Source organism: Segatella copri, assembly GCF_019249655.2.
GTDB lineage: Bacteria > Bacteroidota > Bacteroidia > Bacteroidales > Bacteroidaceae > Prevotella.
Genome location: NZ_CP137557.1, coordinates 4,136,515 through 4,153,119 on the forward strand (window position 1 = coordinate 4,136,515; position 16,605 = coordinate 4,153,119).

Below are 16,605 nucleotides of genomic sequence, written 5' to 3' on the forward strand. Positions count from 1 at the left end.
TTCAAAATGAAAAAATTATATACAATGGTGCTTGCAGCAGCACTGGTAGGAACATTCACCAGTTGTGATGATTTCCTAGATTACAAGCCAACAGCTGTGGTTGATGAAGACAAGGCTTTCAGCGAGCCGGACAAGATGGTAAACAGTGCCTATGCGATGTTGGGAGACTGTTGGTATTCTTACCCATTCAACCTTTGGCCATATGGTGACCTTTCTTCAGACGATTGCTTGAAGGGTGGCGGTGGCACCGGTGACACCGGTTATCACGATGTGGAGATCTGGAGTACCTTGACCTCTACTAAGGGCGAACTCGACGAGTTATGGTATCGTCTCTATTGTGCCGTTTCCCGTTGCAACCGTGCCTTGGTTTCTTTGCAGCAGAATGGCGAGAGTACACTGGGTGCTGAGGTAACCAAGCAGCGTGAGGCTGAGGTTCGCTTCCTCCGTGCTCATTTCTATTTCAAGTTACTTACCATGTATCGTCAGATTCCTTGGATAGACGAGAAGGTTTATGAGGATAAAACCACAGAGAGCACATCAAACACTCAGTTTACTTACGAGGAATTGTGGCAGAAGGTGATAGCTGACTTCCAGACTGCATACGATGTCCTTCCTGCTAAGCAGAAGGATGGCGGTCGTGTCAACAAGATTGCTGCCGCAGGTTATCTGGCTAAGTGTTATCTTACCATTGCCTGGGGTGATGGCTATGAGGCAACCGATGGTGTTGACCATATTAATAAGGAGTATATGCAGAAGGTTATCGACTATACTGATGTGGTGAAGAATTCAGACTATGGTTACATGGCAGATTTCGGCGACATCTTCCTGCCTGACTATAAGAACAGTAAGGAGTCAGTTTTTGCTGTCCAGACTTCCGACTATAGCGAGGACCATACCACCTTCGGACGTGCCAACTGGTCTAATATGCTGAATGGCTGTTGGGGTATTTGGTCTTGCGGATGGGATTTCCACAAGCCTTCACAGAACCTGGTGAATGCCTTCAAGACCAAGAACGGACTTCCTGAGTTTGATGACTACAACAAGACTTGTGATTATCCTGTAAACGGTAAGCCTAATAGTCAGAAATGGGATCCACGTTTGTTCCATACAGTAGGAATGCCTACCTTCCCATATAAATATGAGTCAGAATACAAGATGACTACAGCCAACTCTCGTACACCAAACGTTTACGGTTACTATACCTCTCTGAAGGAAGTACCACAGCGTTCTAAGGGTGAAACTTTCAATGGCTCTTGGCAGGCGTTTGCGATGAACGACTACGTGCTCCGTTATAGCGACATCATGTTGATGCGTGCTGAGGCTTTGATAGAGTTGGGCCGTCTGGCAGAGGCTCGTACCATTATTAATGATATCCGTCAGAGAGCCAAGAATTCTGTGGATAAGCATATTGAATATGCCAAGGATCAATGTGATATAGCCCTCTATCCGGAGTCATATTTCCAGGATAAGGAGACGGCAAGAAAGTGCCTTCGCTGGGAGCGTCGTCTGGAAATGGCTATGGAGAACGGCCGCTTCTTCGACCTGCGCCGCTGGGGCATTGCTTCTGAGACACTGAACAAGTATTTCGAATCTGAGCAGAAAGATCAGTATGGAGAGCAAACATACGCACAATACTTGAAGGATGCCAAGTTCACACCGGGCAAGAACGAGTTCTATCCGGTTCCATATAACCAGCTGTATTACATTCCTGGTCTTTATAAGCAGAATAAGGGATACGAGTAATTACCATCGGTATTTTTAGATAATTAGATAATTAGACAATGAAAAAGATATTTATTTCAGCGCTTGTCGCTCTTTGCGGTTTCACCGCCAGTTATGCCCAGCAGGCTTCCTTCTTGAGCAATAACCACTGTCTCTATCGCATCAGCCAGGAGAGTCAGAACCAGAAGTGTCTCTTGCTCCCTGTGCAGGAGAGTGCGGAGATGGCCAACATCAAGGTGATTGCCGATAACAAGCAGGTGAAAGCCTTCAATGTGAAGTTGGCTAAAGACCACGTAGATTATTACGTGCCTCTCTATATGAATGAGTTTGCCGGTTTGAAGGGCCTGGCTCTCGATATCCATGTAAACGGCGATTATAGCAAGGAGGGTTTGAACGCCCTCACTTGCTGGGAGAACATGAAGTTCTCTGATTCTTTCGATATGAAGAATCGTGAACAGTATCGCCCAGTTTTCCATCACACTCCTGCTTACGGATGGATGAACGACCCAAATGGTATGTTCTATAAGGATGGCGTATGGAATCTCTACTTCCAGTATAATCCTTACGGATCACAGTGGGAGAATATGACCTGGGGACATTCTACTTCCACCGACTTGGTACATTGGAAGTTCCAGGGTGCCCCTATTCGGCCAGATGCAATTGGTACCATTTTCAGCGGTTCTGCCGTTGTGGATAAGAATAATACCGCTGGTTTGGGCAAGGGTGCTGTTGTGGCTCTCTACACTTCGGCTGGTGAGAACCAGACACAGAGCATGGCTTACAGTACAGATAATGGCAAGACCTTTACCAAATATGAGGGAAATCCGATCATCACCAGCAATGTGCCTGATTTCCGTGACCCTCACATGTTCTGGAACGAGGACATCAAGAAATGGAATATGATCATGGCGGTTGGTCAGCACATGGAAATCTATTCTTCAGATAACTTGAAGGACTGGAAATACGAAAGCTCTTTCGGTGAGAAGTATGGCAATCATGGCGGTGTTTGGGAATGCCCAGACCTGATGAAGATGAAGGTTCGTGGCACCGGTAAGGAGAAGTGGATGCTTATCTGCAACATTAACCCAGGCGGTCCATCCGGTGGTTCAGCAACCCAGTATTTCATAGGTGATTTCGACGGACACAAGTTTACTTGCGACAGCAAGCCAGAGGTAACCAAGTGGATGGATTACGGTAAGGACCACTATGCCACAGTTTCCTTTGACAATGCTCCAAACGGTCGCCGTGTGGCTATCGCCTGGATGAGCAACTGGCAGTATGCCAACCAGGTTCCTACTCAGCAGTACCGTTCAGGCAACTCTATTCCTCGCGACTTAGGTCTCTTTGAATATAAGGGTGAAACTTATTGCAGCGTGGTTCCTTCTCCAGAGATGACAGCAGCAAGAAGCAAGAAGGCAGGCAAGAAACTTACAGCATCTTGCGAGATGGTAGTGAATCTGAAGGGAAATGCTACTATCACTTTGAGCAACGACAAGGGCGAGAAGGTAGTGATGAACTACGATGCCAAGGCAGAAACTTTCTCAATGGATAGAACCAAGAGCGGTAAGATGGATTTCAGCAAGGACTTCGTTGCAGTCACCAAGGCTCCAACCTACGGCAATATCAGCCAGCTGCGCATCTTCATCGATAAGAGCAGCATCGAGGCTCTTGATGCTGACGGCAAGATGTCCATGACCAATCTCGTGTTCCCAAGCAAGCCTTACAACAAGGTTACTGTAAAGGGAAAGGGTAAGTATCAGATTTACGACATCAAGTAACCTCATCTGTTAAGAACTGAATCTATAAGATAATTGTTTCTAAGAGTGTTACTGATGTAACAGTGCAACATAAATGGTAGCCGATGAACGATATTTTATGATATATTGTATCGTTTATCGCTACCTTTGCACCAGCAAAAATAGAAACAATAACGCTAACAAATATGAATAAATCATCAAAATTATCAATTATCCCGGTGATGCTCTGTTTCTTCGCCATGGGATTTGTAGATTTGGTAGGTATCGCCTCCAACTACGTAAAGGAAGATCTCAACCTCAATGATTCGACAGCCAATCTGTTTCCATCCCTGGTATTCTTCTGGTTTCTCATCTTCTCGGTTCCTACGGGAATCCTGATGAATAAGATAGGTAGAAAGAAGACAGTACTTCTGTCTTTGCTTGTTACCGTTATCTCCCTCCTTTTGCCCATCTTTGGCGAAAACTTCGAAATGATGCTCGTGTCATTCTCATTGCTCGGCATCGGAAATGCATTGATGCAGACTTCCCTGAACCCGCTGGTTTCTGTGGTAACATCAGGTAAGAACCTGGCATCCACATTGACCTTCGGTCAGTTTGTCAAGGCCATTGCTTCCTTCCTGGCTCCATACATCGCTATGTGGGGCGCCATGGCAAGCATTCCAACCTTCGGTTTGGGCTGGAGAGTTCTCTTCCCAATCTATATGATTATCGGAATCGCAGCCACCTTCTTCCTGGCTGGTACGCCTATCGAAGAAGAGAAGAACGAGGGTAAGGCTTCCGGTTTCGGTGAGTGCTTCAAGTTGCTCGGCAAACCTATCGTGCTGCTTTCCTTCATCGGTATCATGTGCCATGTGGGCATCGATGTAGGTACCAACACCACTGCTCCTAAGATTCTGATGGAGCGCTTGGGATGGACGCTGAACGAGGCAGCCTTCGCTACATCGCTCTACTTTATTTTCCGTACCATCGGATGTTTCACCGGTACAGCCTTCCTCCGCATGATGAAGACCCGCACATTCTTCGTTATCAGCGTAGTGATGATGGCTCTGAGTATGATTGGCATGTGGATAGGAGAGAGCAAGACGATGCTCTATATCGCTATCGCCCTCGTGGGATACGGCAACTCTAACGTCTTCTCCATGATTTTCTCTCAGGCTTTGCTTGCTTTGCCTGATAAGAAGAATGAGGTGAGTGGATTGATGATCATGGGTCTTTTCGGTGGTACCATCTTCCCATTGTTCATGGGATTCGCCAGCGATACATTCGGCCAGGTAGGTGCCGTGGCAGTCATGGCAGTAGGTGTAGTTTATCTCTTTACTTATATCCGCAAGTTATAATCCGCAGGTTATCATCTGCAAGTTATCATTGCAAGCATAATAAAAAACGTTCACTATCGTTTATAACAATACTGCGTTAAATTAATATTTAATCGTCTGTAAATCAATAACTTATATTAAGAAATGCTTATGAAAACTTAACTATAGAAAGTTGGTCAAGTCGCTGATTTTCAGTAACTTTGCAAATCACGACAAACGCAAAATTATATGAATACAGGACTTGACCAATATATGGATATCTTTAAAGATGCAGTTGAAGATTCGGCTGCAAAGTTAACAAAAAGTTTCGAGAAAATACTCATCGAGGTGATAATTTTGTTCATGGTAATACCAAGAAAGATAAATTTCACCCAAATGGGGAGGTATGGCTCGCATGTTGAGCAAACCTATCGCAACGCATTCGGCTTAAAAAAGTCGAAAAGCATTGACTGGCTCAAACTTAATGTCTCACTTGCCAAGCGCTTCTTTGGTAAACAGGGAAGATGGGCTATTGCCATTGATCCCAGCTACATCAGCAAAGCTGGCAAGAAGACTCCACATATCGGTCGTTTTTGGTCGGGATGTGCACAGTCTGTTAAACATGGTCTCGAAATCATGGGTATTGGCCTCATTGATATTGATGCCAAAGACTGCATGATGTTAAAAGCACACCAGTCGCTAAGTAATAAAGAACTGAGTCTTAGAAACAAGACTATGGTAGATTTCTATATCAGCGTCATTAAGCGTTACCGCAAGGAACTTCTTAAACTCTCAACCCTCATAGTTGCAGATGCTTACTTCTCTACAAGTACATTTGTTAATGGGATAAAGAAAGAAGGGTTCTCTTTGATAAGCCGCTTTCGTGACAATGCTTGTCTCTTTTATGTCTATGCTGGTCCACGTACTGGAAAACGTGGTCGCCCCAAGACCAAGGATGGCAAGATTGATATGAAGAATCTTGACCTCACTCGAATGGAGAAGATGGAGATGAAAGATATAGAAGGAACAGCTTATACTTTGATAGCCTATTCCAAGGCACTCAGGTGTAAAGTTAGACTTGTCATCTGGCAGATGCCGAATGGCAAGAAGAAACTATTCTTCTCTACAGACACCTCACTTTCGGGTGAAGAAGTACTTCTTTATTATAGAACCAGGTTCCAGATCGAATTTTGCTTTCGTGACGCCAAAGGCTATACTGGTCTTATGGACTGCCAGGCTCGCGATAAGTGGAAACTCGATTTTGCTTTCAATGCTTCGTTCACATCACTAAATGTTGCCAAGGTAACTATGAAGGAGATGGGAATGGAATATTCTATGTCTTCATTCAAGTCACTGATGACCAATATTTATCTGGTGAAACGAATTTTTAAAGCAAGCGGGTACACCCCGAACCGAACTTTAATTAGCAAGATTTTCAAAGATCTCTCGTGCTTACAGCGTATAGCTGCTTAGCACATTATTGAATTATTAACGAACTATTGTTTATAACGTATATATATAATAAGGTGTAATTATGGAAACAAAGAATTTAGATACAAAATATTGTGTAGGTTTGGGTGAGATTCTTTTTGATGTTCTCCCTACAGGTTCTCAACTCGGCGGTGCTCCTGCCAACTTCGCTTACCACGCAGGTCAGCATGGTTTGCATTCTGTAGCCGTGAGTGCTGTGGGCAAGGATGCTCTGGGCGATACAGCTCTCCGTCTGCTCGACGAGAAGAAGCTCAAGTATGTGATGCCTGAGGTAGATTTCCCTACTGGTACCGTTCAGGTGCAGCTCGACAAGGAGGGTGTTCCTACTTACGATATCAAGCAGAATGTGGCTTGGGATAACATCCCATTCACCGATGATATCAAGGAAATTGCTGCCAATGCTGGTGCTGTTTGCTGGGGCTCTCTGGCTCAGCGCAGTGAGGTTAGCCGCAAGACCATCTATACATTCCTTGATCATACTCCAGAAGATTGCTTGAAAATCTTCGATATCAATCTCCGTCAGAACTTCTATACTCCAGAGGTGATTACCGAGAGCTTGAAGCGCTGCAATGTTTTGAAGATCAACGATGAGGAGTTGATTACCATCGGCCGTCTCTTCGGTTATCCTGGTTTGGACATCGAGAACAAGTGCTGGTTGATTCTCGGCAAGTACAATCTCGATATGCTCGTGTTGACCTGCGGTGTAAACGGCAGCTATGTATTTGCTCCAGGTGTGAAGTCATTCCAGGAGACTCCAAAGGTTGAGGTGGCTGATACCGTGGGTGCAGGTGATAGCTTCACCGGAACCTTCTGTGCCAGCATCCTGAAGGGCAAGAGCATCCAGGAGGCACACGAACTTGCTGTTAAGGTAAGTGCATACGTTTGCACCCAGAATGGTGCAATGCCTGTTATCCCTGAGGAATATACTAAGTAATCCCCCTCTATTGGTATGGCATAAAAAGTGCAAAAAGAGTTATATTGGTTTTTAGAGAATAGTTGATATTAAGTTTATGTTATTAGGAAAGCTGCCACCTGTTCGTGAAGAATGGGTGGCAGCTTCTTTTTTTTGTTAAATAAATACAAAATTAAAGCCAATATTATAAGGCATAAGAATTATTTTCCTATCTTTGTAAGGTATTATTCGATAATTTAGGCTTATGAAGCAGGTACTACTATTTGGGGCATTATTGTTGGTGGCAACTTATTGCTACCCGCAATCTGCGAGTGTTTATATTATACAATCAGTATGCATCTAATGTCGATTATAATCTATATAAAAATGAAAATTATTAGTTTTTTATTGGGGTTCATCATTTCGTTGATTATTATCTTGTCTTTCAATAGTAAAAGACAGGATAAATCTCCATCATACAAAAAAATATCCTTAAAGGAATATCAAGAATTAACAGGGGATCGTCAAGGTTATCACGAATCAGAAAATGCTATTTATGGAAGTGAGAAAATATATTCTAAAGATGTTGTTTCTACAGAAAAGACTGCTATCTTTGTAGCGAATATTTTGTACAAACATACAGGAAAGGAAAATAGCGATATAAAAAGGTATTACATAACTTCTACAGGCAAAAAGGTTTGGAAAATCAGTGTTGTCGGGCAAGATTCATTGGTAGTCTATATTCAAAAACATGATGGTCGAATTCTAAGATTGGAAAGATATGGTAAAAGTAACATGTAAAATAGGATTTTATTTCTTATTAGGAGCAATAGCTGGTACTGTTATCGGATTATATATAAATATGAGACGTACTCCAGCAGAAAAGAGTATTCCTAAAATTGTACATTTAAAAGAAAGTGAAGAAAAAATGTGCTTTAGTATGGAGAAAGATTCTCTTTTCTGTTCAGACTCTTCATTAAGAAGATTCGGAAAAGAGCTTATTAATACATCTGAGGTAGCAGCCCAAATAGGCATTTGCTACCTAAATGACATTTATGGCAAAGATGTCATAAAGGAGGAAATTCCTTTCAACATTATAGAGTTTCAACATAGCTGGCTGATGGAGGGAAGCTTACCACCAAACAGTTTCGGTGATGCCGCCTCTATTTATATAGCTAAAAAAGATGGAATGGTTATACACTATATGCATGGGGAGTGAGAAATAAAAAAAGCTCAAGGCTGATAGCCCTGAGCTTTTTTAATATCATGATTTCTGTATCATTACTTCTGGCACTCTGTGCAAGGAGTCCAAGGCTTCAACTGCTTGAAGAAGTCGTTGCCCTTGTCATCTACGAGGATGAATGCTGGGAAGTCCTCTACGGTAATCTTCCAGATTGCCTCCATACCAAGTTCTGGATACTCTACGCACTCGATGCTCTTGATAGAACTCTTAGAGAGAACGGCTGCTACACCACCGATGGTACCGAGGTAGAAACCACCGTGCTTCTTGCAAGCCTCTGTAACAACATCGCCACGGTTACCCTTGGCAATCATTACCAAGCTAGCGCCGTGATCCTGGAACTCATCTACGTATGGGTCCATACGGTTGGCTGTGGTAGGTCCCATAGAGCCACATGGATAGCCCTCTGGAGTCTTGGCTGGACCAGCATAGAGGATAGGGTGGTTCTTGAAGTACTCTGGCATCTCCTCACCAGCATCCAAGCGAGCCTTGAGCTTAGCATGAGCGATGTCACGAGCTACGATGATGGTACCCTTCAAATTAACACGGGTGCTTACTGGATACTTGCTCAACTCGGCACGTACTGCGTCGATACCCTTGTCGAGGTCGATCTCGATACCCTTTGTACCCTCACCTGGGTTGCGGAGCTCCTCAGGAATCAACTCTGTTGGATTCTCGTCCATCTTCTCCAACCAGATACCGTCCTTGTTGATCTTAGCCTTGATGTTACGGTCGGCAGAGCAGCTTACACCCATACCGATAGGGCAGCTTGCGCCGTGACGAGGCAAACGGATGACACGGATATCGTGAGCCAGATACTTACCACCGAACTGTGCACCCAGACCAATCTTGTGAGCCTCTTCAAGGAGCTTGTTCTCCAAGTCGATGTCACGGAAGGCACGACCAGTCTCATCACCTGTTGTAGGCAACTCGTCGTAGTACTTGATAGAAGCCAACTTCACGGTAAGGAGGTTCTTCTCAGCAGAAGTACCACCGATGACGAAGGCGATGTGGTAAGGAGGACATGCAGCTGTACCCAGACTCTTCATCTTCTCTACGAGGAATGGGAGCAGTGTACCCTCGTTCTGGATAGTAGCCTTGGTCATAGGGTAGAAGTAGGTCTTGTTGGCAGAGCCACCACCCTTGGCAACCATTACGAAGCGGTACTCGTCGCCCTCTGTAGCCTCGATATCAATCTGAGCAGGCAGGTTGCAACGGGTGTTCACCTCATCATACATATTGAGAGGAGCGTTCTGAGAGTAACGCAGGTTGTCCTGTGTAAAGGTGTTGTAAACACCCAGGCTCAGAGCCTCTTCGTCCTCGAAATCGGTCCATACGCGCTGACCCTTCTCACCGTGGATGATAGCAGTACCTGTATCCTGGCAGAATGGGAGGATGCCCTTAACGGCAGTCTCTGCATTGCGGAGGAACTGGAGAGCAACATACTTGTCGTTCTCTGAAGCCTCTGGGTCGCTGAGGATCTTAGCCACCTGGAGGTTGTGCTCACGACGGAGCTTGAACTCTACGTCGTGGAAACCCTGCTGAGCCAGCAAGGTAAGAGCTTCCTTAGAAACCTTGAGGATAGTCTTACCCTCGAACTCTGCTGTGCTTACGCCTTCCTTAGAGATAAGGCGATACTCAGTCTTGTCCTCTCCAATCTGGAACATTGGAGCATACTTAAAATCTGGAGTTTTTGCCATAATGTTTTTTGTTCTTTAAAAACTGTTGAAATATTCAATATATTCTTTTTCCTATTTTAATAGCCGAAGATTTCTTCCTGCTTAATAGCCGAAGATCTCTTCCTGAGAGAGACGCTTGATTGGCGCAATCTTCTCCAGGCTCTTCATGTCGAGATTCTTCTCGTCACCAAGAATGATGATGCGATGAGGCTTGCCCACGATGTTCTGCTTCTCGAAGTTGGTCACATCCTGCAGGGTGAGCGATGGAATCTGCTCGTAGTAGAGCTTGGTGGCATCATAGTCGATACCCATCAGCTTGGCGTTGAGGTAGGCATTGATAACGCCATCCTTCGTTATGCGGCGGCTCTGGATTGACTTCATCAGACTCTGCTTGGCGAGGTTGAATGATGCCTCGTTCTGTGGCAGGTTGTTGGTGATTTCATCAAACACGTGGATGCAGTCCATCATCTTGTCGGTCTGAGAGATGATGTGCTTCACGAAGTAATCCTTCTCATCCTTTCGGGTAGGAGTGAGGTAAGATGCCCATGCATTGTAAGCCAGACCGCGGGTTTCGCGGAGTTCCTGGAAGACGATGGCATTCATGCCGCCACCGAAGTACTCGTTGAAGAGAGAAACCAGTGCCTCGTCATTCACGCTGCTCTTCTTGCCCTCGTTCTGGTAGTAGCGCAGATAGATGTTCTTTGCCTCGTATGGAGCAATGTAAATCTCGTTCTGCTTGATTTCTTCCATCTTATACTCCTTGCCCTCTGGCACGGCGGCGAGCTTCTTGGCTGTCTTGTGCTCCTTGGCAAGCATGGCGTTCAACTGCTTCTCGCTGTATGGACCGTAGTAGGTTACGGTGTGCTCCATGTTGTTCAGTCCGCCCAGCAGGTTCACGAGTTCCTGTGGGTCCATCTTGCGCAGGTCGGCTGTCTTGATGGCATTGCGGGTTGGGTTGTAGGCACCGTATGTGCTGTATGCCCAGAGATAGCTGAAGTTCGACTTCTGGTTAGCCTTGGCATCGGTCTGCATCTTCTCGATGAGGTCGATAAACTGGTTCCAGGAGTTCTTGTCAGCCTTGGCATGGTGCAGGATTTCCTCCATCAGGTTGAGGGCAGCAGGAAGATTCTCGTTCAGACCATTCAGACTGATCTGGAGGGTCTTGGCACTCTGTACGATGCTGTAGTTGCAAGCCAGCTTGTAGAATGCCTGCTTGATGGCTGATACACTCTTCTTGTCGGTGCCGATATAGTTGAGATACTGCGCTGCATAGCTGTAGCGGATGTCGTCTTCATCACCAAACTCATAGCGGAAGGTGAGGTTGAAGAGGTCGTCCTGGGTGTTCTGCTTGTAGATGAGCGGCAGCTTCTTGCTGGTCTTGGTAACCGTGAGGTCTTTCTTGAAGTCGAGGAATTGAGGCTGGATGTCTGGCACCTGGGCATTCTTGATTTCCTTCACGAAGTCACTCTCATACTCGCGGTTGGCTGGGATAGGAGTGATGGCTGGCTTCTCTATCTTCTTCAGGGTAGTATCTTCGCCCATTCTCTTATAAACGCAGACGAAATTGTCGTCGCGCAGATACTTGTTGGCAAAGTCAACGATGTCCTGCTTGGTCAGCTTGCTCTGTCGGTCGAGCTTGCTGGCTACATCTTCCCATTTCTGGTCGTTGATGAAGGCATCCACCATGATGTTGGTACGCTCCTCGTTGTCGTCCAGACTCTTGTAGTAGTTCAGCTTCTTGTTGGCGATAACCGAAGGCAGCAGGTCGTTGTCGAACTCGCCACGGCGCAGCTTCGCCATCTCGTCCAGGAGCAGGGCACGAGCCTCTTCCAGCTTCTGGTCCTTGTTAGGAGTACCGGCTACGATGAAGGCTGAGTAATCGTGCAGACCATAGATAAAGGCACTGGCTGCAGCTATCTTCATCTGCTGCTCCAAATCTACCTCCATCAATCCTGCCTTTCCGTTGGTCAGCATTTCGCTGATTACGTCGAGCACATCGTTTTCCTTGTCGTTGGCTCCCTTGAACTTCCAGGCAAGCATCACGTTTTCTGCATCCTTGCCCACCACGGCTGTATCCTTCACGGCTGTGAGGTCTGGCTGTGCACTGAACTCAGGACGTGAGAGGTTGTCGCTCTTCTTCCATGATCCGAAGTACTTGTCGATGATGGCGATGGTCTGGTCTGGGTCGAAATCGCCCGACATGCAGATGGCCACATTGTTTGGCACATAGTAGCGGTGGAAATAGTTCTGGATATTGATGATGCTAGGATTCTTCAGATGCTCCTGCTCGCCGATGGTGGTCTGGGTGCCGTAAGGGTGGGTAGGGGTAAGAAGTTTCCAGAGGGCAGCAAACTCCTTGGTGTTGTCGCTTGCCATCGAGATGTTCTTCTCCTCATACACAGCCTCCAGCTCGGTGTGGAAACCGCGGATTACCATGTTCTGGAATCGGTCGCTCTGCACCTTTGCCCAGTTCTCAATCTCATTGTTCGGGATATTCTCCACATAGCAGGTCACGTCGTTGGAAGTATAGGCATTGGTGCCCTGGCTTCCGATGCTCGCCATCAGCTTGTCATACTCGTTAGGGATGTTGTATTTGGCAGCCAGCTGCGAGATGGAGTCTATCTCGTGGTAAGCCTGCTTGCGCTGGGCAGGATCGGTGAGCTTGCGGTAGCTCTCATATCGGCGGGTAATCTCGTCGAGATATGGCTTCTCCTTAGCGTGGTCGATGGTGCCGAATTTCTGGGTACCCTTAAACATCAGGTGCTCCAGGTAGTGGGCTAGACCCGTGGTTTCTGCAGGATCGTTTCTTGAACCGGTCTTCACGGCGATATTAGCCTGCAAACGTGGCTTCTCCTTGTTCACCGACATATACACCTTCAGTCCGTTGTCGAGGGTATAGATGCGGGTTTTCATGGCATCACCTGCTACGGTGGTGTAATGATAATCCTTGGCTGTGGCGTTGAGGCTTCCCATCAGGATAGCCGCCATCAATACATGTTTTAAAGTCATTTTTAATGATGAACTGTAAACTATAAATTATTAATTATCAATTAATTCTCGTAATCTACTTCCTGGTTGAGGCTGTTCACGAAGTTTCTGAACACCTCTTCTTCCACATCGCCCATGGCGTATTCCTTCTCGGCATCCTTCTTGATTTCTGCAATCCAGGAACGGCGTGCCTTGATGTAGTCTTCGTGGATGCGGTTGGCATCTTCCAGTGTGATTTCGCTGATGCCGTAATAGTCGCACACCATCTTGTAGGTCCATGCCCATTGATACTGGCGATAGTTGGCATCGATTTCCTCAAATCGATCAATGAGCTGCTGGATGCTGTCGATGGTACCATCCTGTAGGTCGTTGACGATGCGCTCTTCCTCGCTCACTGGCAGCAGGAGTCCTGAAAGGTCGTCCCAGTCGCCGATGCCGGTCTGGGTGGCTGGAGGGGTGATGGAAGGGTCGCGCTTGAGCACTCTCTTCAATACGGCACCCATGTAGATGCGCAGGGCGATGTCGTAGTACTTGATGCCCTTGTGCAGCGATGAGGCTGGGATGATGTACTCATGATAGAGATACTGCGATACGTTGTCGCCCGTCACCTCGCGCAGACTTTCCAGAATCTTCTTTCCCTTCAGAATCTCACCCACGGAGAAAGGAGAGAGCCAGTCGAAGTTCACGATGCTCTTGCGGTTTTCCTGTGCACGGAGGTCACGCTTAGGCCATTTCTTGATGTCACGGTACAGACCCACGGTGGTGATGTTTCTGCCTGGAATGAGGAACATCTTGTCGCCATCGGCTATCAGATAGGCAAATGGCAGGTTGCGGGTGTTAGGGTGGTGCATCAGCTTGCCGAAGCATACCGAGAACGAACCCAGGGTGGCTGGCATCAAGAGGTAGGCGCCACTGGCTGTCTTCGAACCGCGCTCCAGAATGCCCCAGTGCATAGGACCCATCTTGTAGGCATGGTTGCTGAAGTTGGTGGCTGAACCAGCATTATAGAATGAGAACATGCCGCCGATGAGCAGACTGCTCTTATGATGCGATGCGGTGAATGGACCACAGAAGGCGGCACAAGCCTCGCCGTTGCTCATGTAGCTGTTGGCGAAGAAGATAGAGGTGGATGCCGTAAAACCGTTGCTCAGCTGGCACGCCTCGCCCACGTAGCAATCCTGTATCTTCACGCTGTTGATAACCGAAGCGCCCTCGGCGATGATCGAGTTCTCGGCAATGACGCCGGTGCCTACATATACGTTGCCATGGGCAGAACCGAGCAGCGTACAGTCGCTGAGACGTGCAGCACCGTTCACTTCGCAGAAGTCGTTGATGATGCAGTTGGTTATCTCCTTGGTGTTGACTATCTTCACGTTGTTGCCTATCTGACCTCTTTCCGGCATCTTGTTGTCGATATCGGTCTTGATGAGCTGGCGAATCTTCTCCTTCAGATCCTTGTCGGAGAAATGCTTCACCATGAAGGCAGCAAGCTGACTGTTCAGGTCGCTGAACAGAATCACGTTGCCTTCGCCCACCTCGTTGAGCACGCTCACCAGGTTTCCCTCGCCATAGGTGGCACCCTCGGTGGTCTCCAGGGTCGAGATGTTCGAGATGTAGCAGTCGTCGCCGATGGTATAGTTGTTGATGAAATTGCCCACGTTTTCGATGAGGCAATCATCTCCGATGGTCACGTTGCGAAGGGTGGCATTGTTGATGCCTGCATGCTTCACGAATCCTTGGCTCACCTCCACATTCTTGTTGAAGGCACCGATATTTACCTCGCCATAGAGCATCACGCGGTGCATGAAGTTTGGCTTGAAATCTTCTGCAACATTAACGGATGTCCAGTCTTCTGCCCAACAGTCGTTGCTCTTGAGCACCTCGATTTCCTCGGAGGTCAGAGGTCTGTAGTCATTCATTGTTGATACGTTTTTGGGTGAATGTTTATTCGTAATCCTGGTACAGGAAGTCGTTGTATGGGTACTTCTGTACGTGGAGCTCTCTTACTTTCTTGTATAGCACTTCGCGGAACTCGTCGATGTTCTCCTTGTTCTTTGCCGAGATGAAGAGACAGTCGTCGTTGAGTTTCGCCATCCATGTCTTCTTCAGGTCTTCCAGCGGAATGTTTTCCTTTTCCATCGGGGTCAGGTCGTCCTCTTCCTTCTCCACCCATGAGTAGTTATCTATCTTGTTGAAGATAATCATCGATGGCTTGTCGGCGCATTCCAGTTCCTCCAGTGTCTTCTCTACCACCTGAATCTGTTCCTCGAAGTCGGGGTGCGAGATGTCAACCACGTGCAGCAGCAGGTCTGCCTCTCGGGTCTCATCCAGTGTACTCTTGAAGGAATCCACCAGGTCGGTAGGCAATTTGCGGATGAATCCCACGGTGTCGGCAAGGAGGAATGGCAGGTTGTCTACCACCACCTTTCTCACGGTGGTATCGAGTGTAGCAAAGAGCTTGTTCTCTGCAAACACCTCGCTCTTGCTGAGCAGGTTCATGATGGTAGATTTTCCCACGTTGGTATATCCCACCAGCGCCACACGGATCATTCTTCCGCGGTTCTTTCGCTGGGTAGTCTTCTGCTTGTCGATTTCGGCGAGTCGTTCCTTGAGCAGACTCATTCTGCCGAGGATGATACGGCGGTCCATCTCAAGCTGGGTCTCACCAGGACCACGCAAACCTACGGAACCCTTTCCGCCACCCGAGCCGGAACCACCACCCTGACGTTCCAAGTGGGTCCAGAGTCGCTGCAGGCGTGGAAGCATGTAGCGATACTGTGCCAGCTCTACCTGGGTCTTGGCAGCTGCGGTCTGGGCACGCATGGCGAAGATATCGAGAATCAGGGAAGTACGGTCGAGAATCTTCACCTGCAGTTCCTGCTCGATGTTTCTGATCTGCTTGGCCGAAAGTTCATCGTCAAAGATGACCATACCGATTTCTCTGTCTTCCTCTTCCTCGTCCTTGATATATTGTCTTATTTCCTCCAGCTTACCCTTTCCCACGTAGGTGGTCTGGTTAGGAGCCACCACCTTCTGCGTGAATCGCTTCACGGTGACGGCACCTGCGGTATCGGCAAGAAACTCCAACTCGTCGAGATATTCCTTGGTCTTGGCCTCGTCCTGTGTCTTGGTGATAAGACCCACGAGCACAGCGGTTTCCGCCTTGACCTCTGATATAACAAATTCTTTCATTCTTTCAATTCAATATTTACTAAGATGCAAAGGTAATAAAAAAACTCTATCCTATATATAAATAAGGTGTAAAATTATGTTTTTTTTATGTTTTCTGGGTCACCAATGCCAGTTTCAAGTGTAGATAATGCAGGTAAAGATTGCTGGGATTTCCTGTTTTTGAGCGTCAAAACTTGCAAACGTTTACGTTATTTTTTGAATGAAAAGTATTATTTTATTTGATTTATATCAATATTTGTCGTACTTTTGCAAGCGGAATTAGAAAACTGATTTTCAAAACGCAAATCATAACTACATAAAAAACACAAACTGCTGAAACATTCAAAAACTTCAAAAGCCTCGACGGGAG

11 protein-coding genes are annotated in these 16,605 nt (G+C 46.8%); 7 read left to right on the top strand and 4 right to left on the bottom strand.

Going from position 1 to position 16,605, the window contains the following annotated elements:
- Window positions 1-6: 6 nt before the first annotated feature.
- The 7 genes from KUA49_RS16720 (at window position 7) to KUA49_RS16750 (ending at window position 8,376) form a co-directional block, all read left to right on the top strand.
- The gene (locus KUA49_RS16720) at window positions 7-1,743 is read left to right on the top strand and encodes a RagB/SusD family nutrient uptake outer membrane protein (protein WP_218412727.1); all 1,737 of its coding nucleotides are present in this window, start codon (window positions 7-9) and stop codon (window positions 1,741-1,743) included.
- Window positions 1,744-1,781: 38 nt separating this feature from the next.
- Window positions 1,782-3,500 carry a DUF4980 domain-containing protein gene (locus tag KUA49_RS16725; protein WP_218412728.1) on the top strand — a complete coding sequence of 573 codons (1,719 nt, stop codon included), beginning with the start codon at window positions 1,782-1,784 and terminating at the stop codon, window positions 3,498-3,500.
- Between the two features lie 164 nt (window positions 3,501-3,664).
- Entirely contained in the window at window positions 3,665-4,816 is a 1,152-nt protein-coding gene (locus KUA49_RS16730; protein WP_218412729.1) for an MFS transporter, read from the top strand.
- Window positions 4,817-5,023: 207 nt separating this feature from the next.
- Window positions 5,024-6,247: a transposase gene (locus KUA49_RS16735; protein WP_153093847.1), complete on the top strand. Its 1,224-nt coding sequence runs from the start codon at window positions 5,024-5,026 to the stop codon at window positions 6,245-6,247.
- A gap of 61 nt (window positions 6,248-6,308) precedes the next feature.
- Window positions 6,309-7,199, top strand: a complete 891-nt coding sequence (locus KUA49_RS16740) for a carbohydrate kinase family protein (RefSeq protein ID WP_218413478.1) — start codon at window positions 6,309-6,311, stop codon at window positions 7,197-7,199.
- A gap of 345 nt (window positions 7,200-7,544) precedes the next feature.
- On the top strand, window positions 7,545-7,958 hold the full coding sequence (locus KUA49_RS16745) for a hypothetical protein (protein ID WP_218413479.1): 414 nt from the start codon (window positions 7,545-7,547) through the stop codon (window positions 7,956-7,958).
- Window positions 7,939-8,376, top strand: coding sequence for an NTF2 fold immunity protein (locus KUA49_RS16750; protein ID WP_203048982.1), 438 nt, complete (start codon window positions 7,939-7,941; stop codon window positions 8,374-8,376). The genes KUA49_RS16745 and KUA49_RS16750 overlap by 20 nt, the downstream gene beginning before the upstream one ends.
- 62 nt (window positions 8,377-8,438) lie before the next feature.
- On the opposite strand, the gene KUA49_RS16755 is transcribed toward KUA49_RS16750, so the two are convergent.
- The 4 genes from KUA49_RS16755 to hflX all read right to left on the bottom strand — a co-directional run bounded on the left by KUA49_RS16755 (window position 8,439) and on the right by hflX (window position 16,256).
- Window positions 8,439-10,097 (bottom strand): fumarate hydratase, encoded by a 1,659-nt coding sequence (locus tag KUA49_RS16755; protein ID WP_218413480.1) that lies wholly within the window; start codon window positions 10,095-10,097, stop codon window positions 8,439-8,441.
- Between the two features lie 81 nt (window positions 10,098-10,178).
- Window positions 10,179-13,085 (bottom strand): M16 family metallopeptidase, encoded by a 2,907-nt coding sequence (locus tag KUA49_RS16760; protein WP_218413481.1) that lies wholly within the window; start codon window positions 13,083-13,085, stop codon window positions 10,179-10,181.
- A 41-nt stretch (window positions 13,086-13,126) separates the two neighbouring features.
- Complete coding sequence (locus KUA49_RS16765; protein WP_218413482.1) at window positions 13,127-14,983, bottom strand: DUF4954 family protein; 1,857 nt, start codon at window positions 14,981-14,983, stop codon at window positions 13,127-13,129.
- 25 nt (window positions 14,984-15,008) lie between these two features.
- A complete protein-coding gene (gene hflX, locus KUA49_RS16770; protein ID WP_217764857.1) occupies window positions 15,009-16,256 on the bottom strand; it encodes a GTPase HflX in 1,248 nt (415 codons plus the stop codon).
- Between the last annotated feature and the right edge of the window lie 349 nt (window positions 16,257-16,605).